Annotated in this window: 16 protein-coding genes and 3 pseudogenes; 12 read left to right on the top strand and 7 right to left on the bottom strand. The window is 58.7% G+C overall.

Annotated elements, in window-relative coordinates:
• Nucleotides 1-41: 41 nt before the first annotated feature.
• A complete protein-coding gene (locus ABDW49_RS23755; protein WP_343615823.1) occupies nucleotides 42-1346 on the top strand; it encodes a DUF5690 family protein in 1305 nt (434 codons plus the stop codon).
• 26 nt (nucleotides 1347-1372) lie between these two features.
• On the opposite strand, the gene ABDW49_RS23750 is transcribed toward ABDW49_RS23755, so the two are convergent.
• Complete coding sequence (locus ABDW49_RS23750) at nucleotides 1373-2164, bottom strand: helix-turn-helix transcriptional regulator (protein ID WP_343617378.1); 792 nt, start codon at nucleotides 2162-2164, stop codon at nucleotides 1373-1375.
• Between the two features lie 258 nt (nucleotides 2165-2422).
• Between ABDW49_RS23750 and ABDW49_RS23745 the strand changes: the two genes are divergently transcribed.
• Nucleotides 2423-4108, top strand: coding sequence for a hypothetical protein (locus tag ABDW49_RS23745; protein ID WP_343615821.1), 1686 nt, complete (start codon nucleotides 2423-2425; stop codon nucleotides 4106-4108).
• 233 nt (nucleotides 4109-4341) lie between these two features.
• Here ABDW49_RS23745 and ABDW49_RS23740 read toward each other — a convergent pair whose 3' ends face one another.
• The gene (locus tag ABDW49_RS23740) at nucleotides 4342-4515 is read right to left on the bottom strand and encodes a hypothetical protein (protein ID WP_343615819.1); all 174 of its coding nucleotides are present in this window, start codon (nucleotides 4513-4515) and stop codon (nucleotides 4342-4344) included.
• Between the two features lie 68 nt (nucleotides 4516-4583).
• On the opposite strand from ABDW49_RS23740, the gene ABDW49_RS23735 reads away from it, so the two are divergent.
• On the top strand, nucleotides 4584-4775 hold the full coding sequence (locus tag ABDW49_RS23735; protein ID WP_343615817.1) for a hypothetical protein: 192 nt from the start codon (nucleotides 4584-4586) through the stop codon (nucleotides 4773-4775).
• A 412-nt stretch (nucleotides 4776-5187) separates the two neighbouring features.
• On the opposite strand, the gene ABDW49_RS23730 is transcribed toward ABDW49_RS23735, so the two are convergent.
• The gene (locus ABDW49_RS23730) at nucleotides 5188-7065 is read right to left on the bottom strand and encodes a transferrin-binding protein-like solute binding protein (RefSeq protein ID WP_343615815.1); all 1878 of its coding nucleotides are present in this window, start codon (nucleotides 7063-7065) and stop codon (nucleotides 5188-5190) included.
• Nucleotides 6995-8293 carry a surface lipoprotein assembly modifier gene (locus tag ABDW49_RS23725; protein ID WP_343615814.1) on the bottom strand — a complete coding sequence of 433 codons (1299 nt, stop codon included), beginning with the start codon at nucleotides 8291-8293 and terminating at the stop codon, nucleotides 6995-6997. The genes ABDW49_RS23730 and ABDW49_RS23725 overlap by 71 nt, the downstream gene beginning before the upstream one ends.
• 285 nt (nucleotides 8294-8578) lie before the next feature.
• On the opposite strand from ABDW49_RS23725, the pseudogene ABDW49_RS23720 reads away from it, so the two are divergent.
• From ABDW49_RS23720 to ABDW49_RS23710, 3 genes and pseudogenes are all read left to right on the top strand, one after another.
• A pseudogene (locus tag ABDW49_RS23720) lies at nucleotides 8579-8874 on the top strand (tyrosine-type recombinase/integrase); the annotation flags it as partial.
• A gap of 3 nt (nucleotides 8875-8877) precedes the next feature.
• Nucleotides 8878-9423, top strand: coding sequence for a hypothetical protein (locus ABDW49_RS23715; RefSeq protein WP_343617430.1), 546 nt, complete (start codon nucleotides 8878-8880; stop codon nucleotides 9421-9423).
• Between the two features lie 164 nt (nucleotides 9424-9587).
• A pseudogene (locus tag ABDW49_RS23710) lies at nucleotides 9588-9713 on the top strand (IS5/IS1182 family transposase); the annotation flags it as partial.
• Between the two features lie 77 nt (nucleotides 9714-9790).
• Here the strand turns inward: ABDW49_RS23710 and ABDW49_RS23705 are convergent.
• Nucleotides 9791-10284 (bottom strand): annotated as a pseudogene (locus ABDW49_RS23705) (IS3 family transposase); the annotation flags it as partial.
• Between the two features lie 975 nt (nucleotides 10285-11259).
• On the opposite strand from ABDW49_RS23705, the gene ABDW49_RS23700 reads away from it, so the two are divergent.
• The 3 genes from ABDW49_RS23700 to tcuC all read left to right on the top strand — a co-directional run bounded on the left by ABDW49_RS23700 (nucleotide 11260) and on the right by tcuC (nucleotide 14062).
• Entirely contained in the window at nucleotides 11260-12048 is a 789-nt protein-coding gene (locus ABDW49_RS23700; RefSeq protein WP_343615812.1) for a hypothetical protein, read from the top strand.
• Nucleotides 12049-12108: 60 nt separating this feature from the next.
• A complete protein-coding gene (locus ABDW49_RS23695) occupies nucleotides 12109-12438 on the top strand; it encodes a transposase (protein ID WP_343617376.1) in 330 nt (109 codons plus the stop codon).
• Between the two features lie 286 nt (nucleotides 12439-12724).
• A complete protein-coding gene (gene tcuC, locus ABDW49_RS23690) occupies nucleotides 12725-14062 on the top strand; it encodes a tricarballylate/proton symporter TcuC (RefSeq protein WP_343615811.1) in 1338 nt (445 codons plus the stop codon).
• 778 nt (nucleotides 14063-14840) lie between these two features.
• Here the strand turns inward: tcuC and ABDW49_RS23685 are convergent.
• Both ABDW49_RS23685 and ABDW49_RS23680 read right to left on the bottom strand, forming a co-directional pair.
• Nucleotides 14841-15326 carry a MarR family winged helix-turn-helix transcriptional regulator gene (locus tag ABDW49_RS23685; RefSeq protein WP_343615810.1) on the bottom strand — a complete coding sequence of 162 codons (486 nt, stop codon included), beginning with the start codon at nucleotides 15324-15326 and terminating at the stop codon, nucleotides 14841-14843.
• An 11-nt stretch (nucleotides 15327-15337) separates the two neighbouring features.
• Nucleotides 15338-16528, bottom strand: a complete 1191-nt coding sequence (locus ABDW49_RS23680; protein WP_343615809.1) for a heparan-alpha-glucosaminide N-acetyltransferase domain-containing protein — start codon at nucleotides 16526-16528, stop codon at nucleotides 15338-15340.
• A 287-nt stretch (nucleotides 16529-16815) separates the two neighbouring features.
• Here ABDW49_RS23680 and ABDW49_RS23675 point away from each other — a divergent pair, with 287 nt between their 5' ends.
• The 3 genes from ABDW49_RS23675 (at nucleotide 16816) to ABDW49_RS23665 (ending at nucleotide 19336) form a co-directional block, all read left to right on the top strand.
• Nucleotides 16816-17697 carry an NmrA family NAD(P)-binding protein gene (locus ABDW49_RS23675; RefSeq protein WP_343615807.1) on the top strand — a complete coding sequence of 294 codons (882 nt, stop codon included), beginning with the start codon at nucleotides 16816-16818 and terminating at the stop codon, nucleotides 17695-17697.
• Nucleotides 17698-17726: 29 nt separating this feature from the next.
• Nucleotides 17727-18185, top strand: coding sequence for a MarR family transcriptional regulator (locus tag ABDW49_RS23670; protein ID WP_343615805.1), 459 nt, complete (start codon nucleotides 17727-17729; stop codon nucleotides 18183-18185).
• Between the two features lie 110 nt (nucleotides 18186-18295).
• Nucleotides 18296-19336 carry an aldo/keto reductase gene (locus ABDW49_RS23665; RefSeq protein WP_343615804.1) on the top strand — a complete coding sequence of 347 codons (1041 nt, stop codon included), beginning with the start codon at nucleotides 18296-18298 and terminating at the stop codon, nucleotides 19334-19336.
• Nucleotides 19337-19343 lie beyond the last annotated feature (7 nt).

Raw genomic sequence — 19343 nt, 5'->3', positions numbered from 1 at the left:
AACAGCGCCGCGAAAGACTCGTGCCCCATTCACCTTTTTCGATGCCGACACGCAGCGTCTCAGAGCGCCTGACTCTGCGTCTCTCGCAGCTCTCACCCATCGCCTTTGGCATCTATGCCGGGCTGATGGCCTTTGGCGTCTATTTCGCCATGTATGCCTTTCGCAAACCCTTTACCGTCGCCGATTTCGCGGGGCTGACGGTGCTGGGCATGGATTACAAGATCGCCTTGGTCATCGCTCAGGTGGTGGGCTATGCGCTGGCCAAGATGGTGGGCGTGAAGGTCATCGCCGAACTGCCCGCCCATCGCCGCATTCTGGGCATTCTGGCACAGATCGCCCTGGCCGAGGTCGCGCTGGTGCTTTTCGGGCTGGTCCCTGCCCCGTGGAATGTCGCCTGCCTGTTCCTCGATGGCCTCGCGCTGGGCATGATCTGGGGCATGGTCTTCGCCTTTGTGGAAGGGCGGCGGCAGTCCGAACTCATTGCGGCGATCCTGTGCGCCAGCTTTATCCTCTCCTCGGGCACGGTCAAAGCCGTTGGCGAATGGGTGCTGCTGAAGGGCCTCAGCCCCTTCTGGATGCCCGCCGTCGCCGGAGCGATCTTCACCCCGCTGCTGCTGGTGTGCCTCTATGGCCTCTCCATCCTGCCCGAACCCGACGCTCGCGACATCGCCGAGCGCATCGAGCGCAAACCCATGAACGCGGCCGCCCGCGCCCAATTGTGGGGCCGCTATGCGGTGGGCCTCACCGGGCTGATCCTGCTCTATGTGATGCTGACCGCCCTGCGCGATTTCCGCGACAACTTCTCGGCCGAAATCTGGCGCGAGGTCGGCCATGGCGGTCAGGCCGATATCTTCGCCTGGAGCGAAATCCCCGTCAGCCTGGTGGTGCTCGCCGCGCTGGGTTGCACGATGATGTTCCGCGACAACCGCAAGGCGGTCGCCGCCAATATGGTGCTGGTCGGGTTGGGGCTGGTGATGGCCGGAGGGGCCTCGCTGGGCTTTGCGGGCCATATGATCGGTTCGGTGGCGTGGATGATCCTGCTGGGGGCGGGACTTTATCTGGCCTATACGCCCTTCAACGGCACCCTCTTCGACCGGCTGGTGGCCAGTGGCGGCACGCCGGGCAATGCCGGTTTCATGATCTATCTGGCCGATGCTTTTGGCTATTGCGGCACGATCCTGCTGCTGCTGGCGCGCAACCTGCCCGGCCTGCATCTGGACTGGACGCATTTCCTGATCAAGATCAGCCTTGCCACCAGCGGGCTGGGTCTGGCCCTGCTGCTCTTCGCCTGGAGCTGGTTCGACAGGCGCCTGAGCCAGTCCGATGAGGCAGTTCCGGCCATTTGATCGCGGCGCTGCATCGCATTGGGATTTTACCGCTCCGGTGGTCGCAGAATGCCACCGGCGTTCCGGCCTTCGGAATCGAGCATGGCCGACATGATGACCTCGCCATTGGCGAACACCAGATCGTAAGTGTCGTCGCCCTTTGCGCCGCGCCCGCGGAACGTGACCGACTTCAACACGCCCAGCCCTTTGAACATCTCATGTGTCATGGGCAGATCGCGGCGGACAATTGCGGCAAACTCCGGAGCGAGTGTATCGTAATCGGGTGAGCCGCTCGCCAGACCGGTGACAAGGCGCCGCAAGGCTGCCTCGGTCCCGGCGCTGGGCATGGCGCCGGATACGGCTGACGATGCGGACGGGACACTTGCTGTCGGGCTTGCCTGCCCCTCCATGGCGCCGGATGACTGAACCGACATGATCAAGGCGGCGGTGGCTGCAAAAAAACTCATGAGCATTGCTCCCGAGACGATATAAATCTGGTGCCGTCGCGTGAGCCACGCGGTCTCGTTTTGCGGGGCGGCAACGGAGCCGCCTTCATCGGGCCCGGCATGGCCCGGCGGAAGGTCCGACGAGCCGGGTCCCAACCGACCGGACTGCTCTGACGCCTCCACCAGTTTCGCGGCTTCGAGGGATGAGGACAGGCCCAGCTTGGCGCGGGCCATCTTCAGACGCTTCTCCACGACGTGAGGCGAGATGCCGAGATCGAGGGCCATTTGCTTGGCAGTCTGGTGATTCAGACAGCGCTTGAGGCATTCCCGCTCGGCCATGGTCAGGCGCAGGATCGCCGCCCGTGTGCTCTCGTCTATCACGTCCATCGTCATGTCGGCCAACCTAGCGTTTCCCGCGCCAATGCCAACTCCGGCTGTCTGGTACCCCTCTGGTACCCCATCGCCCGATCCCGTTCCAAGGAGCGCGGTTGCCAACAGCCGACGAGGCGCGAACCCTCACGAATGAATCTTGCGAACATCGTGCCACGCTGTCACAACGCCCCCGTCGGCAGGCCAGGCTGGGGCAGCTTGTTGCCGCGCAGGTGAACATATCCTGCGACGTGCAACGATTGCGGTGAGAAGGTTCGACAAGTGAGCTACGAGTACAGCAGCAGCAGCCAGAATTTTACGTTCCCCAACCCCTTGCGGCAGCACAAATACTTTGTTGCGGCGGCCTCTGCGATTTCCGGCCTCACCGGGCTGATCATTCTCTTTCAGGCACGGACGGCGCTGCATGATGGTGCCCGCGCCCGCGCGCTGGTGGCGGCGGCTGTCGCCTTTCTGCTGATTGTCGTTGCCGGCGGCCTGCTCTTTCAATTTTTCAGTCAGTTGCGCTTCTTTTTCGGGCGCGGCCGACCGATGGGACTGGCGCCGCAGCTTGGCCCCGATCAACTTGGTACAAGCCAGGGCGCCGAGACCTACATCAAGGAAACATTGCGCCAGCAGGCTCTGGAATATCCGGAACCCGCCGATCCCCTGTCCAGCCTGCTCTATTACCTCATTCCCGATCTGATTTATGCCCCGCGCCCGGTTCGTGGTTTTGCCGAAAGGCAGTTCCAGTCGGGTCTGGTCATTCTGGCGTTGCTGGCGGGCCTTGTCGTTTCGGCAGTGCTTGGCAGCGGCAGGAGCGACAATGCCGCGAATGTGTCGAGCTGGGTGGCGATTGTTCTCTTTCTCGTCGCGATCCCGACGCTTTGGAGGCCCAAAGCCGGCACGCCGAACACCGATGCGGGGCTGAGCGCCCTGTCCGTACCGAAAATGGCGGGACTGATTGCATTTTCGGTGCTGGGGCCCGTCGTGATATCCCTTTTGGGCAGCGCCCTTCCGGCCCCTCCGATCAGCATCAGCACGGGCACCCTGTTCCTGCTGTTGCTGATGGCCGCCATCATCCATGTCCTGTTCTTTGTGGCCATCATCCGCCACAAAATGGCAGCGCCATCGACCACCGTGACGATGGTCCAGGATACGTGGAACATCTCGGTGACCCCCGCGCTGATTTCCGCTGAATTCATGCGCGCCATGCAGGAAAATTGGTGGGAGAAAATTCCCAATCGCCGCTATTGCCGGATCGACCCCGTGGTCGACCTTCAGCAGCGATCCGGCCTGTTCCAGGGCAGCATCGTTGAGGAAACGCAGCCCGTCCCCTTCGTGCTGGATGGTGTCGGCGGGGAGCGGCCTTTCGCGTCAGGCGACCCCCTCATCATCAACATCATCAATGGCTACGCCTTGTTTCTGACCATGATGGGATCGATTGGCAGCTATGTGCTGGTTGACGCCCTGATCGGCGGCAGGGAACTGGGGTCGCTTTTGGCCTCTACGCTGTTTTGCTGGGCGATCTCGAAAGCGGCCTTCGACGTGGCGCGGTCGCTGACGCTTCGCTTCGATTTCCGGTCGCAATTGATCTGGATGGAGGTGAGCGGCACCTACAATGCCGCTGAAGTGGGCCAGGGAAATCGTTACACCTCCAACCTCCATTCCAGCAGCCAGGTGGTGCAGGTTGAGGGGATGACGTTCAGGCTGTGGGTTGCCGACGTCCATTCTGTCGCTTTCGGCAAGGATGGGCAGCGCGCCATCATCGCGATGCTGGGCGAGCCGGACATCGCCACAGCACTCACCCGCCGGTTAAAGAGCTTTATCACAAGCCAGGCCACGCTGGTCTCGGTGGGAAGCGTCGGTGATCAGCAACGCGCCGAGTTCAGCAATCACATGAACGGGCATTTGAACCGCGGCACCGCAAACCAGATTCCAGACAACCTGCCACCCTCAAGAGCAGGCTGACCCGCCGGGTTAGCGTGTGCAGTGATCTGCCCAGAGCCTGCCCGATGTCCTCGGCCCGAATCTGAAGGTGCTGTTTTGCGAGATCAATCCTGGTTTGCAGGCAGCGGCAATCGGGCATCATTGTGCGGGACGGGGTAAGCGGTTCTGGCGGGTGATCCATCTGTCCGACTTCTCAAATGCATCATAAACTGCTGCATCCAGGCAATGGGTCCTGAGCCTAGCTTATCATCAAATTACTTCGCGGCCATTGCATACGCATCAGTGACCGTCGCTGGCTTCGGCGCGGCTAGGGCATTCCCAAGTAGATCATACAGCGCGACACCATCTCGAGCGATATCGATCCAGAAATACTCGCGACGGTTAAGCGCCTGTTTCACCTCTTGAAGGCTGTGCACGACGATGTTCACCGGGCGGCCAATGGCTTCGTCGCGCAGGATCTTGTCCTCTGCGATATACCAATAGTCTGGAGTTTGGGATGGCTGACCATGATCAGCCGATCAAAATCCGACTGATAGCCATTCTCCGGCTCATCAACCCAATCGCTACGCACGTAGCTACCGAACAGGATGATTTTGAGGATACGTCCGCTTTTCCACTATGGCTGATTTCCGCCGTCGATTGCCTTGGCGAACTCGGTCATCAGGAACGCTCCAGCTCGTCCTGCTGAACCGGTGGTAGATGGTCGATATCGCTACGCATTGACGGTTTCTCACTCTAAATCATGTTATTGGCAAGTTCTATCGGCGTATGAACTCGATAGACCGCTTCCGCTGAGAAAGCTGCCGTTCGCGGCGGGGATTGATGTCGCTACGTTCAACTCGCCGAAGAAGGCGATGAACGTCCGTTCATGGAACATTCCTGCCACTCCCACGCGACGTGTCGAACGGCAAGTCTTGTCAGCATCTCACGCCCAGCCCCCCTGGCCGAGACCGCAAAATGAGTGGCATCGCGGACGCTCGATCTGATCTGCAGAAACTGCCGATTACCCGCCATTTGAATCAAATGATCAGTTTCAAAACTACACCGCGACCGGAAGTAACTTCGCATCTCAAATGTGGTCTGGCTGTAGGCATGAAGGTCTATCCTCCTTTTGCCACAGCGGCACCCACAATCGTTGTCGTCTTGCCACCACCCATAAGGACTGCATGGAAAGGCCCGCCAATCTCTTCCCCGTTAGGGCCGTAGAACCCCGGTGCGATGGAGCCCACCGTCGTTCCATTGGCTGTCAGGTTAGCTACAGGGCTCTGCCCCGCCGTCAGGGTGCCGGAAAAACCCAGATTGCCAAAATCCGTGATGCCGGCAGCACCGCTCCCCTTGAGAGCTAGCCCGCCAGTGTAGGTGCTATGACTGAAATCGACATCGAAGGTCGAGGTGCCAGTTACACTGTATTTCTGGGTCAAAGTATCAACCGCGGCGCCATAGGCAACACCGACGTAGTGCGCAGAGCCAGTCCGGGCCGCGATTGCGGCCGGGGACGTCGCAATGCCAAAAGTAAAATACAGCTGTGCACCATCGTTCGTCATCGCGTTCGGCTGCACCAATGTCCAGCGGCCGAAACTCAGGTAGGTCAATGCGAGTTCGGTATTACCACTGCCCGGCTTGTAAAGGTCCAGCGTCGTGGTCTGCCCCGAGCTCGTCTGGCTATAGGAGGTGAAATTGGGATTTGCCGGTGCCACCATGTCGGCGCCGGTAAATGTTGTGTATGGCAGATCCGAGCGGCCAGGGACTGTCTTGATGCTGCCCGTCAATGTTTCAGTCAACTGCATGGGTACATCGTCGGCCCTGACCGAAAAGGTGGGGACATAGCTTGGCGAATTCGTGATCAGAGCACCGTTTCCTCCCAGGATCTGATCAACCACCGGATTGGTCAGAGACAGGTTGGCCGGCGTGAGGGAAGCATTTTGCACCCCCACGATAGCTCCGCTTGCAGCACTTCCATCGGAGCCGGTCGCCGAAAAGGTGGCGCCAAGTTCGGTGCCGCCTGGGCCATAAAAGCGGCCGCTCAGGCTCCCTTGTCCCGAGCCGTTGGCACCGCTGTATCCGGCCGTGCCGGAGAAGGTGCCATCGCTGCTCGAAAGGTGCCCCGCGCCTGTGATGCTGACGCTGCCTCCGTATACCGAATTGCCGCTGACAAGCCCTGTCTCGGTGTTGTAGGCTGACGTGCTGAACACACCGGTCAGGAAGCTGACGTTGAACTGCCCCCCGCCCTGAAAGGCTACAGGCTCCTTCCCTGGAGTGGTAGCCAAGCCAAACACGTTGGTGGAATAGGCGGCCTGACCGGTGCGTGGCACGGCGTTGGCCGGCGTGTCGAGACCGTAGGTAAAAATGTCCAGGGTGGTGTTCTGTGTGCTGGCATTGCCCGTGTTACGCTGCCAATAGCCCATGCCGACATATTGCGGCCCGTTAACGCTGGCCCCCGGAACGCTGGCCGAAATCAGGGTCAGCCGGTCGCGGTTGGTGCCATTGCTTTTGATATACACGCTCTGGCCAGCGCTTGAAGTCGAGCTGTTGACATCGGCAGGGGCAAAGGTCTGGCTGCGCCCTTGGGTGGAGAGGGTGTAGCTGTTGGTTCCCGCATCATAGGCGATGGTCAGCGGCGCCGCAGCGGTCGAACCCGAGAGCGTCGTCGAGCTGGCCAGATCGAAGCTGGCTGTGCCGGTAGCGGCATTGTTAGCAAAGCTCTGGCTGGCGCGTAGGGAAGCCAGCGAGATGTTGGTTGCGGCAGGAGACGAACCCACGGTGTTGACGCTGTTAACCCCGCCACCTCCATCTCCGCCGCATCCGGCAAGGGCCGAAACGCCAAGGACCATTGAGGTCAGCGACATTGTCTTGCGAAACTTCATCCTTGTTGCACCCCTGCAAATGGCGACATATCGCCCTTGATATTCAAAAAGCGGCAGCGACCCCAACTTCACCTGAAAATCTTTTGTAATCATAAATTTGAACGGAAGATGCATTGCGTTCGTATCGCAGCCGGATCATCGGCGCGAAGGTCTTGAGTCGCACCTTGCGCAAGGTGGCAGCAAGGCTGGCGGCATAATCGTTGTCGATGCGCCGATCAGAGAACAGCAGCAGCCGCTTCTCCGCCTCCAGATGCCCATAGGATAGGTTGAGCGTCACCGTAGCCGGGCCAATTTCGCGAAAAAGATAATCGCTGACGTTGATCCCGGCGGTAGCATAGCCTGGATCCGTGGCTGTCTGGCGGTTTGCCGACACCTGGAGACCGCCACCAAAACGCCCTGAAAAGGCCCGGTCCACACCAGCCGCCAGAGCCCAGACATCGCCTGATTCCAAGCTATCGCGCAGATTGTTGACGGAGGCAAAGCTGGCATCCACGCGCAGTTGCGTCCGCTTGCCTACTGCGCGTTGCCAATTGGCCGTGGCCGCCACCGAGAAGCTGTAAGGCTGCCCGCCATACCACCGCCAGATAGGGCCGGCCGAGAGTGAGAGGCGATTGGGCCCGCTGACCAGTTCGGGGCCGAGTTGCGGCGCGAGGATCACATCATCGAACTCCGGCGCACGATAGAGATTGGCGCTGCCCGACAGGCGGCCCAGCAAGCTCAACCCCGTTGTAATCGGCAGCCTTGCGAAGGCCTGGCCGCGCACGACCGCGCCCACTCCGGACGATTCCCGCGCATCGGGGCTGAGCGAGAAATCGCCAACCACCGTCCCCAGGGTTGGCGAGCGGGTCGCCCGGTTCACATTGCTGTCAGGCGCGAGCGCAACTTCCAGACTACCGCCGACCGGGCGCTGGTTTTCTAGCGCCTGCTGATAAAAGCGGACGAGACGAGAGACATCGCCCGGCAAGCCACTAGCCTGCGCCGCGCGCAATTCGCGCCCGGCAGCGCCCATCCGCCCCAGCAGGGCATCAATCCGCGCCAGTTCGAGGCGAACAGGTGCGGCGTCGGGCTGCTCGTCAAGAATATGGCGCAAGAGAATAGCCGCCTCGGCGGGCCGCTTCATATGATCGGCCAACAACAGGGCGAGACGAAAGCGCGCTTCGTTGCGCAACGCCTTGTCTGGATTGAGGGTCAAAGCGCGCAGGGCGGTTTCGGCGGTATCGTAACTGCCTTGCGCCTGCTCTTGCGCGGCAAAGGCAAACAGTTGGACAGGGGAGAGCCGCATGGATGTATCGGATCGCACAGCTTCCTCTGCCGACAGCGGGATGGATGTGCCCAGCACCATTAGAAGGCTGCTTATTCTCCCAAAATAACTACGGCGTTGTGCACTTTCCATCGGCAAGCCGTTAGATTTTAAGCGCGCGCGCGTCCATACGATTTTTCAGCAAACGCTTCTATGCCTTTGAACAATCACCCGCTTCCACCCATGTTGCCTTCCATCCGATCAAAATGAGGCGACTAGCCTCCGTCCGCCTTGCTCAGGGTGATCGGCAACTTTGGCTTGATCGGACGTTTAGGGGCTGCTGCGGGATGGCTTGAGCGGGTCAGCGGCTGTGCCTAGCTCGATCAACGGGGCAGCGCGGTCGACGACTACGCCTTTCCCAGCCGGGTTGACCATAACGGGCACCTCAGCACCCGCCAGCACGCCAGGTTCGTCGATGAATGTGTGACGGGGGCAGCCTGATGCGCAGTGAGTATGGCACCCACTCGCTTCGGCGAACGAAGGCAGCGATAATCTATGGGGCGACCGGCAAACTGCGGGCTGTCCAGATCCTTCTCGGCCATAGCAAGATCGAGAATACAGTGCGCCATCTTGGCATCGGCGTAGAGGACACACTTGCTCTTGCCGAAAACACCGAAATTTGACCTGTGGAAAAATTTTCGTTCTATATTAACAATTTCAAGGGAAATATCATCTTCCCAAGCGGACAGATCGTCATGTCCGGCCTCAGTGGAATACGAGGTCCTGAGATCACCGCTTCGAATTGTGTATCTATTCGAAGCACGGTAATCAGTAAATGTGTGCAGATCCCAGTTGCTATTGCGGATTCCTCCAACTTGATTGGCGATGCCGAGATCGTCAACAATTCCCACGTAAGCGTAGAATCGGCGGTCCAACTGAGTGGGGCCGTCACCGCATCACGGATTACACCGACTGTGGATGGGCAAGCATCTGCCTATAGTTGGGGCACCAGGGCTTTGGGGACTGCCGATGACCGCAGCGCCTATGATATGGGCGGAATTGATAGCACCTACATTGCTGCAGGATATGCCAACAAACTTATTTGCAACGAAATTGCGTCCACCCCTGATACAATAATGCAACCCCAATACGCCAGAGTAGACCTCCTCACCGGCGCGACAAGTTATGAAATTGAAAATATTTGCAATATAGTATTGCGATATTTATCATAATTTAATTGACACCATACCGTAAATTTATTGCGATTACATGGCTTCATTGACAGCAATGATTGAATAATCGCTATAATCAGGACCCATTGGTTGACAGACCGCTATGTAATTCAGGCTCCGGAGAAGACTGAGCATGGCGCTTGTATTGGCTGACGGATGAGCAGATGGAGCGCTTGTCGCCGTATTTTCCCAAGAGCCACCGCAAGGCTCGGGTCAATGCTCGGCGGGTGTTGAGCGGGATCATTTTCGTCAATCACAATGGCCTGCTCAGGCGGGATGCGCCGAGGGGATAAGGGCCGTACAAGACATTGTATAATAGCTGGAAACGGTGAGGTGAGATGGGGGTGCTCAACCTTGAGGTACTCCCTGGCCGCAGCGGCAAGGGTATCGGTGCCCGGCTGCCGCGAACCCGCTTGCAGCCACGCCGTCGGTGCACTGACAGACCTTCCTCCCGATAGAGGCGATAGAACTCCTTGCGGTTCATCATCAGCTCCTGACGCTCCAGCATGAAGCCAATCCGGCAATAGCCAAAGCGACGCCACTGAGTGGCAACCTCGCGCATCTCCTCTCGAATGGCACCGTGATCGGGCGGATGAACACGCCGGACCGTCTTGAGATCAACACAGATCAGCACGCGGACCCAACGCTGTGGGATCTCATAGTCCCGCAACACCCGTAGCACAGCGCCTCGCCGCCAGCCTGGCGTCGTCAGACTTTTCCCAGCAGATCCTTCAGGATGGCATTATTCAGGATGCTTTCGGCCAGCAGCGGCTTGAGCTTGAGCTTGAGCTTGAGCTTGCCCTTCTCATCCCTAAGCTGCCGCAGCCGCCGAGGATCGAAAACCTCCAGCCCCCCCCTTTTTCCGCCAAACGCCAAACGCTGCACCTTGATGCAGGTGCCGTCTTGGCAGTGCTCTTCATGACCGCGCCGGCATGCACCAGCACCTCCAGCAGCTTGAGCCAGAAGCCCCGATGCGACCAGCGGTTAAACCGATTATAGATCATTGTCTGCAGGACAATCGCACCGGCGGAAGCCGGCCTTCAACACATGCAAGATACCTGAGATCACCCGCCGGTCATCCACACGCTGAGCGCCGAATAGGTTCTTCGGCAGATAAGGCTCGATCGCTGCCCAAGCCGCAACCGACATCCAAAACAACGCCATACGTCGCCTTCCGTGCCCACGCCATCAATAAATCACGAAAACAGCTAAAAATAAGAAAATATATTCATAATAAATCACAGATTTTTTGAATTTTTTCCGAGAATATTTTTATACAATTAAATATATCTGTAAATAAAAGAGAAATATATATTTTTATTAACTCGTTTAAATAATATTAATTTATGCAAAAAATTCAAAGCACACAATTAACGACACAAGCCCGCCTTTTCCTACTTAGGTGGAGGCAAGGAGCGAAGATTGAAGACATGGATACTCTCAGTACTGCAGCACTATGGCGAGCACTGGATGGAGTGGGAGTTTAACGGAACTGCGGCAGAGCCAAAGATCAAGGCCGATATTAAGAGAGTTCTTCTCCAATCGGCGTATAAAGATTATCCATTTAAGCCAATCTCCGCCTGATGCCTCGACACCGCGTTGCCATCGGTCTCAGCGGGTCCACCCTCTGTCTTCATAGGCTATGCTTTTAGAAGACCACGGTTGTTTTCACGGCGCCATCGCACCATTGGGCCGCATCCACAGCGGCCTTGGAGCTTCGTCGCGGTCCACATTATCCGCTGGATTGTGGGCCATTTTTATGAAATTACTATGGGAAGGTCGCAGCCGAGAACCAAAACATCTCACCAACTTCTCCAAGTACGAGATGATGCCCTTATGCCTTGCCCTGATAGCATCGGTCGCTTGCGGCAAACCGCTCGCTTTTGTGCGCTCGCATTTGCCTGTCTGCTCATAGCCTCCGGCCCGGCGCAGGCTCAGCACCCATACGACATGGTGGTGGAAATGGTTGCTGATCAAACTTCTGACAACCTTATACTTGAAAGGTGCCTCAAAGCGTCTTGCTTCGCATCACATGCGATGGTTGATCGCTGCCACAACGAGAAATACCAAGGAGTTACCTATATAGAGCAAGGAAATATACTCTGCCTTAACGGCAATATTGAATGGGGAGGCGACTATTGGTCCGAAGGTGACAAGCTAAAATCAATAAAGAAATTCCATATAAAGAAACACGTCCACCTCGTTGTTACATCATATGGTGGAGAGTTGACAAATTCCATAATGATTTCAAGGTATCTTAGAAAATACGACTATTCAGTGATAGTTTCTGAATTTTGCCTGTCAGCGTGCGCCCAGTTCATTTTTATCGGGTCCAATAAGCGGATTGTCTCGGAAGGCGGAGTAGTCGCTTTTCATGGAGGGCCATTCTCGCAAGATCAGATACAAAAACTGGAAGTTTCCGACATCGAGAAAGGCAAGATCACAAAGGCCATGAGCGAATTTTACGCATTTTACAAAGAGATGAAGATCCCAATCGAGATAACCTACAATTTTCCTCAAAGTGTTTTGGAGAAGGCTAAGAACAATAAGGGCACCATGTGGGCTCCAAACCAAGAGGATTACAAATCATATGGCGTGGATGTAACGTTTTGCGCAAATCCCTAGGCTCGGGCTCCATTGATTGGCGGCCCGCGATGTGATTCAGGCTCCGGAGAGAGACTGAGCATAAGCGACCTGTATTGGCTGACGGATGAGCAGATAGAGCGCTTGTCGCCGTATTTGCCCAAGAGTCACGGTAAGCCTCGGGTCGATGATCAGCGGGTGTTGAGCGAGATCATTTTCGTCAATCGCAACGGCCTGCGCTGGCGGGATGCCCCGAGGAATACGGACCGCAAATCCCACGCGTTGCCGGTCAAATATGACAAGCGCCGCAACCACATCGAGATCATGTTCGGCTGCCTGAGGGACTGGCATCGCGTGGCAACGCGATACGATCACTGCCCCACAGGCTTCTTCTCCCTCCCTCTGGCTGCAACCATGCTCTTCTGGCTCTGATCCGTGAGTCCTGAACCCAGTCGAGGGTAGGCAAACATAGGGCGTTTCCTGCGGGACTTCCGATGACCTTTCTGTCGGCGAGCCGAATCAAGAGAGCTCAACTGATTGGAAAAGGACGAATTTATTCAGGAACCTTCTCCGACTTGGTTCGCAAAAATCCAAAGAGGCAGAATTTTCCCATATTTTTGAATGGTCAGCCAACTGTCAGCATAAGTGATTAGGCGGCGCAAGAGATACAAGCTGCACAGAGCAAGGCGGCAGCCGAAGCGGTGAAGGGATTGGAACGATGAAAGCTGGCGACAACGCGCTGTCCGCAACTATGGCGCACGGCACTTCAGCGCGCGACACGCCGCCCGCTCCCGCCAAGAGCCGCGTGGGCGATGTGATCCGCGTTGCGGGCGGCAATCTTCTGGAAATGTACGATTTCATGGTGTTCGGTTATTATGCCGAAGCCATCGGACGGACTTTCTTTCCCTCCAGCAGCCCTTCGGCGGCACTGCTGCAGGCGCTGGCCACCTTCGGCGCGGGGTTCCTGATGCGCCCGGCCGGCGCGCTGGTGCTGGGTGTCTACACCGACCGGCACGGGCGCCGCGCGGGCCTGCTGCTGACATTGGCGCTGATGAGCCTTGGCATCATCCTGCTGGCCGTGACGCCCAGCTATGTGTCCATCGGGTTGGCCGCACCCTTTCTGGTGGTGTTGGGGCGGCTGGTTCAGGGCTTTTCAGCAGGCGCCGAACTAGGGAATGTATCGGTCTATCTTGCCGAGATCGCCCGGCCGGGGCGCAAGGGCTTCTATGTGGCCTGGCAATCGGCATCGCAGCAGGTGGCAGTGGTGCTGGCCGCCGCGATCGGCTTCGTGCTGGCCTCCATGCTCAGTCCGGCGCAGATGGAGGCCTGGGGTTGGCGCGTGCCGCTGGCCATCGGTTGCCTGATCGTGCCCGTACTGCTGCTGCTCCGCCGCAATCTGGGCGAGAGCGAAGAGTTCGAGGCGCGTACGACCCGTCCCACCCTGAACCAGATCATGCAAGGCCTGTGGGTAGCACGCGGGCGCGTGGCCGTCGCCATGGGCATGGTGCTGATGACGACGGTCAGCTTCTACACCATCACCGCCTATACGCCGACGTTCGGCAAGCTGCTGCACCTGCCCACGGAGGACAATCTGACCATCACCGCACTGGTCGGCGTGTCCAATTTCCTCTGGCTGCCGCTGATGGGCGCCCTGTCGGACCGGATCGGGCGCATGCCGATCCTGCTGGCCTGCACGCTGGCCATGGTCGTCTGCGCCTATCCGCTGATGGCCTGGCTGGCGGCCAGCCCGTCCTTTGCGAAGCTGCTGCTGGTCGAACTGATCCTGTCGTTTTTTTACGCCAGCTACAATGCGGCCATGGTGGTCTATCTGACCGAATTCGTACCCCCGGCGGTGCGCGCGGCAGGCTTCAGCCTGGCCTATAGCCTGGCAACAGCGGTCGGAGGCTTCACGCCCTTTATCGTAACCTGGCTGATTGGGGTGACTGGCAACCATGCCATTCCCGGTGCCTGGCTGGCCTTCAATGCGCTGCTCAGTCTGGCGGCGGCTCTGATCGCTACTCGGATCTCATCGTCAGATCTCGACAAGCCAGAATAGCGCAAGCCCCAAACCACGCCATCTGCTCACGCGGCCATCATACCGGCAAAATTCCTCTCCATAGCACGCATATTACGGGAAATTATGCTTATCGATGCCACCACATCATCGACAATTAACCTGACTATAAATATAATTCATTAACACAGAATGATTTATGATGCAATAATTTCAAAATTTTCTATTCTCATAAAATTTCATTTCATCAACAAAGACAGAATGGCTAAGATGCCCGACGCTACAAAAAATTGAGGAAGAAAAAGGGGATCATCTTCTGCCTCCGCAAACATAGGCAACTCGCATCGACTTCGACCAACCCTTAATAGCAACCTTCCATTCATCGCCCCAAAGGAGCCTATTGAAAAATCCAGCGCGCTTCAGATCATTCACATTTCACACTGGCAAGGAGTGATCCCGCTGACAAAGCTGACCTTCAAGGTCAATGTACCGCTCCTCAATAGCAGTCGATTGTTCACCTCCTCCATACCGCACGGCTCCCGATGCTATGCCTCCATGGCCGGCGCCGTTCTGGCAGCGCGGGCGAGCTCGATCGCCCGATTGCCGATGAAGCAAGCCCACCTCAATTGTGGGATCCGATGCAGCGAAGGCGAGCACGATGCCCAATTTCTCCACAATATCATTTTCATTGGGATCGAGTGGAATTGCAGACCCCAGCCTGGAACACCCGCGCCATCGCTTTCTGCCGGCGCGAGAGAGCAAGCGGACGGGAGAAGATGCGTTTTGCGCTGCCTCTAGAATGATGGATCGCAATATGTGTCTATTCATCCAGGACGAGACTGTTGGCAGGCAAAGGGACTTCCATATCCTTGAGCATCTCCCTCATCGCCGCAGCTTCATCCGCCCCGTTCAGCACCTCGAACGCCTGCTGTGCCCGCTGCCAAAGCGGCATGGCGGCGGCCAGTCGCGCCCGGCCCGCAGCGGTCAGGCGGATGATCCGGGCCCGGCGGTCCTGCTCGCTCGGGATGATGTCCATCAGCCCATCGCGCTCCAGCAGCTTGATGTTTTGTCCCGCCGTGCTGCGATCGAGATCAAGCATGGCGGCCAGAGCGTTGACCGACAGCGGCTTGCCCGATGCCAGCGCCGCCAGCATTGAAAATTGCGTCGCCCGCAGCCCCACCGGCGCGAGGCAGGAGTCGTAATAGAGCGAGATGCGCCGCGCCGCCTTGCGCAGGCTGATGCAATGGCACTGGCCCACCGCCGGGAGCATCGCCTCATCTGGCACATCGGGGGAAGGATCAGGCATGAGGCTCCGGTTCAAAGATAGGTCATCCAATGGTGGCGCCTTGTGCGCTTGATCCGCGCATAGGCCTTGCACGCCGGATAGAGCAGCAGCAAGCCGCACACCCAGATCGCATAGACGCCGCCCAAGCCGATACCATAATCCGTCGAGGCCGACAGGGGCGTATGGCCGATGGTGATGGCATCCACGAACATCCAGCCCACCGGATAACCTCTGGCCCAGACCACCAGCACCGACAGGGCATGGTAAAGCGGCAGATGCAGCAGATAGAAGAACAGCGGCACTCGGCCCAGCAGGACAAGTCTGTCGGCGAGCACCAAAGGCAAGCGCTCTGCAAGCCCCAGCAACAGCAAGGCCGGCCCTAGCGTCATCAGGGTGTAAAGCAGCGAGGGCGGATATTTGGTGCAGTTGAGGAAGGACATCAGGGTGAACAGGCCATCACGCTGAAGAAGCCACGGCTTGGGATCGCCATAGAGCTGAGCCGCGCGCAAGGCGATGAACGCCGCGATCATCGTGAGGCCAAGATTGCGCAGGATCGGCCCACGCCGCTCGGCCGGAAGTTGGAACAGCCCGCCCATACCATAGCCCGCTGCCATGATGCCAAACCATGGCAACACCGGATAGATCGAGGCGATCACATGGCCCGGCCATGGCTTGAAGATTTGGAAATCATCCAGCACAGCCCATGCCGGGGCCATTGCACCGAAGATCTCCGCATGGGCGTTCAACCCGTCATGCAGCAGCACGATGGCCAGCCCTATGGCCAGCACAATCCGGGGCGCGGCAACCCGCGCCGCCAGCGCCAGCAGGATCATCGAGCCACCGATCGCCCAGATCACCTGCAACCGGACAAAGCCATAGTGAAGGTTGAAAGCCCAGCCCAGCGGCGTGACGAAAGCCACTTCCAGCAGCATCAGCCACAGCCCGCGCGAGATCAGCGTGCCCGTTCCCCGCCCTTCCCCGGCACTGGCGAGAAAGACGCTGACCCCGGCCAAGAACACGAAGGTGGGCGCACAGAGATGGGTGATCCAGCGCGTGAAGAAATAGGCCGGTGTGGTCTGGCTCATATCGGTGGGATCGAAGGGGGCGTTCGACACGAATTCGCGAATGTGGTCCAGCGCCATGACGATCATGGCCAGCCCCCTGACAATGTCGATTGATGTCAGGCGGAGGTTTGTCGCCCGGCTGGCCGTCTGCTGATGCATTTGCTGTCCCCCTGTCGGTTCACCGCGAACCGCTCCTGGCCTATTTATGGGGATATCCCCATAAATCGATACGCGTTTTGGGACAGGCGATGGACGCGCACGATGCCAGGATCGGCCGGACATGCAGCTACGATGCGCCGAACCGTCACTCCTGCTCCACCATTTCTGCCAATCAGGCCGCGATATCTGCCAATGATCCATCCGCATCTTGTCCGAGATCGGATCGAGGCATAGGTCTGCTTTCAGATAAAGGCATATGCTTCTATATTGAAAAAAGGATCAGAACGATGAGCCAGGCAGACTATCTTGTAAGCGGCGCGAGCGGCCGGACCGGTGGCGCTGCCATCGACGAATTGCTGAACATGGGTAAGACAGTCCGCGCCTTTATGCGCAGCGATGGCGAGGCAGCCGCCGCCCTTCGCGCGCGGGGCGTGGAGATCGCCCTGGGCGATTTCACCGATATCGATGCCATCCGCGCGGCGATGGAAGGGATCAAGGGCGCCTATTTCCTCCACCCCATCGCGCCGGGCATTCTGGGCGCCGCCGCCTATTTCGCCCAGGCGGCCAAGGAAGCCGGCGTGCGCTCGATCGTGAACATGTCGCAAATTTCCGCCCGCCGCGAATCCACCAGCCATGCCGCGCAGGACCATTGGGTTTCCGAGCAGGTGTTCGACTGGTCAGGCGTACCCACCACCCACATCCGCCCGACCTTCTTTGCCGACTGGTTGTTCTACCCGCATTTCGCCAAGGAAATCGGGATCACCAAGATGATCCAGTTCCCCTTCGGCAACGGTCGCCATGCCCCCATCAGCTCGGAAGATCAGGGCCGCGTCATCGCCCATCTTCTGGCCAAGCCCGAGGGGCATGAAGGCAAGGTCTACACGCTGCACGGTCCGGTCGAAATGAACCATACAGAGATCGCCGCCGCCATGAGCGAGGTGCTGGGCACCACCATCACCTATGCGCCGCTCTCGATCCCGGCGTTCAAGGAGAAGATGGAAAACCTCTATGGCTTTCCGCCCTTCCTGGTGCAGCACCTCGAGGAAGTCGCCCAGCACTATCAGGATGGGGTTTTCGCAGGCACCAACGATATGGTCGAACGGATCACCGGAACCCCTGCCCAGTCGGTGCAGGAATTGACGATCAAAAACCTTGCAGCCTTTGCCTGAGGGACGGTGATTGGAGAAAGGATACTGTCATGTGGCAGAGGGTTGAAGCCCCAAAGGTCGATCACTGCAACTGCTTTGCCCTGCGCAAGGCCTCGCGCCAGATCTCCCGGTTCTACGACGCCCAGCTTCAACCCACCGGCCTGCGCATCACCCAGTTCCTGACGCTGGCCATCCTGAACGAGATTGGCGCCACCCCTATCATGGATCTTGCGGATCGCCTCGATATCGAGAAGACCGCGATGGGGAAAATGGTGACCACGCTGGAACGCGATGGGCTGGTTGGCATGCACCGCTCTCCCACGGATGGCCGAAGCCGGATTGTCACCCTGACCGATGCGGGCCGTGCCCTGTTCAATCAGGCCGTGCCGCTCTGGCATCAGGCCCAGAATGCCTTTGCCGCAGTCAACGATATCGGGGCGATTGCGGCGCTGCGGCCCGGCTTTGTGCTGAAAACCGCGCCGAAAACCACAGCGCCGCAACCGGCCTGACCGGCATAATCCGGCAATGCCCTCAGCGCTTGGGGCCAAAGGCCTGAGCGCGGCGCCCCGGCGCGCGCATCGACGCCAACACCTGCACCATTCTTCATTGGAGACAGATCATGCATTATCGTGTTCTTGGCCAGACAGGCCTGCGTGTGTCCAGCCTGGCCCTGGGAACGGCGAATTTCGGCAAACGCTGGGGCTATGGCGCCAGCGAGGACGAGGTTACCCCGATCTATCGCGCCTATCGTGAAGCGGGCGGCAACATCATCGACACGGCCAACAACTATCAGGCCGGCGAATCCGAAGAGATCGTCGGAAGGCTGATCGCGGGCGAGCGGGACGATGTCGTCCTCTCGACCAAATTCACGCTGGGCTCATCACCCCAAGTCGGCCTGCTGGGCACTGGGAACAGCAGGCGCGCGCTTGTCCAGTCGGTGGAAGCAAGCCTTGCACGACTGGCGACCGACCATATCGATCTGCTCTGGGTTCATTATCCTGATGAGGTCACTCCGGTGGACGAGATCATGCGCGGTCTTGAGGATGTGATCCGCTCGGGCAAGGTCCTCTACACCGGCTTCTCGAATTTCCCGGCGTGGCGTGTGGCAGGGGCGGTGACACTGGCACAGGAACGTGGCTGGGTCGCGCCTTCTGCTGTCCAGTTCGAATATAATCTGATCGAGCGGACGGCGGACCGAGAAATTCTGCCCATGGCCAATGCTTATGGCCTCACCTCCTTTGGCTGGTCTCCTTTGGGCGGCGGCACACTGACCGGCAAATATCGTCGTGGCGAAGAGGGCCGCCTTCAGGCACTGGGAATCGTGGTGCAGAAAGAAGATGATGATCGGGCGGTCGCCACCGTGGATGAAGTCATCGCCGTGGCCCAGGACATCGGTGCCAATCCGGGGCAGGTGGCATTGGCCTGGACACTTCATCGCGGGATCCTGCCGCTTGTGGGCCCGCGTACGGTCCGGCATCTGGCCGATAATCTGGGCGCCCTCGACGTGACCCTGTCGCCTGGGCAGATCGAACGCCTGGACCGCGCCAGTGCGATCCAGCTCGGCTTTCCGCACGACATGAACGCGAGCGCCTGGACACAGGACAATGTCGCCGGTGGCCAGAGCGCCCGGATCCTCCCCCCTTCCATCCCTCCCCGCTGACCGCATC

Origin of the sequence: Novosphingobium sp. (genome assembly GCF_039595395.1) — a bacterium.
Classification (GTDB): domain Bacteria; phylum Pseudomonadota; class Alphaproteobacteria; order Sphingomonadales; family Sphingomonadaceae; genus Novosphingobium.
Note: the sequence above shows the minus strand (reverse complement) of the source record. Positions and strands in the feature narration are given on the sequence as shown.

Coding starts and splice junctions, on each gene's coding strand:
- ABDW49_RS23755 (WP_343615823.1), top strand. CDS start 42: ATGCCGACACGCAGCGTCTCAGAGCGCCTGACTCTGCGTCTCTCGCAG.
- ABDW49_RS23665 (WP_343615804.1), top strand. CDS start 18,296: ATGCATTATCGTGTTCTTGGCCAGACAGGCCTGCGTGTGTCCAGCCTG.
- ABDW49_RS23735 (WP_343615817.1), top strand. CDS start 4,584: ATGGCTGACCATGATCAGCCGATCAAAATCCGACTGATAGCCATTCTC.
- ABDW49_RS23750 (WP_343617378.1), bottom strand. CDS start 2,164: ATGACGATGGACGTGATAGACGAGAGCACACGGGCGGCGATCCTGCGC.
- ABDW49_RS23685 (WP_343615810.1), bottom strand. CDS start 15,326: ATGCCTGATCCTTCCCCCGATGTGCCAGATGAGGCGATGCTCCCGGCG.
- ABDW49_RS23730 (WP_343615815.1), bottom strand. CDS start 7,065: ATGCATCTTCCGTTCAAATTTATGATTACAAAAGATTTTCAGGTGAAG.
- ABDW49_RS23700 (WP_343615812.1), top strand. CDS start 11,260: ATGCCTTGCCCTGATAGCATCGGTCGCTTGCGGCAAACCGCTCGCTTT.
- ABDW49_RS23670 (WP_343615805.1), top strand. CDS start 17,727: ATGTGGCAGAGGGTTGAAGCCCCAAAGGTCGATCACTGCAACTGCTTT.
- ABDW49_RS23680 (WP_343615809.1), bottom strand. CDS start 16,528: ATGCATCAGCAGACGGCCAGCCGGGCGACAAACCTCCGCCTGACATCA.
- tcuC (WP_343615811.1), top strand. CDS start 12,725: ATGAAAGCTGGCGACAACGCGCTGTCCGCAACTATGGCGCACGGCACT.
- ABDW49_RS23725 (WP_343615814.1), bottom strand. CDS start 8,293: ATGGTGCTGGGCACATCCATCCCGCTGTCGGCAGAGGAAGCTGTGCGA.
- ABDW49_RS23675 (WP_343615807.1), top strand. CDS start 16,816: ATGAGCCAGGCAGACTATCTTGTAAGCGGCGCGAGCGGCCGGACCGGT.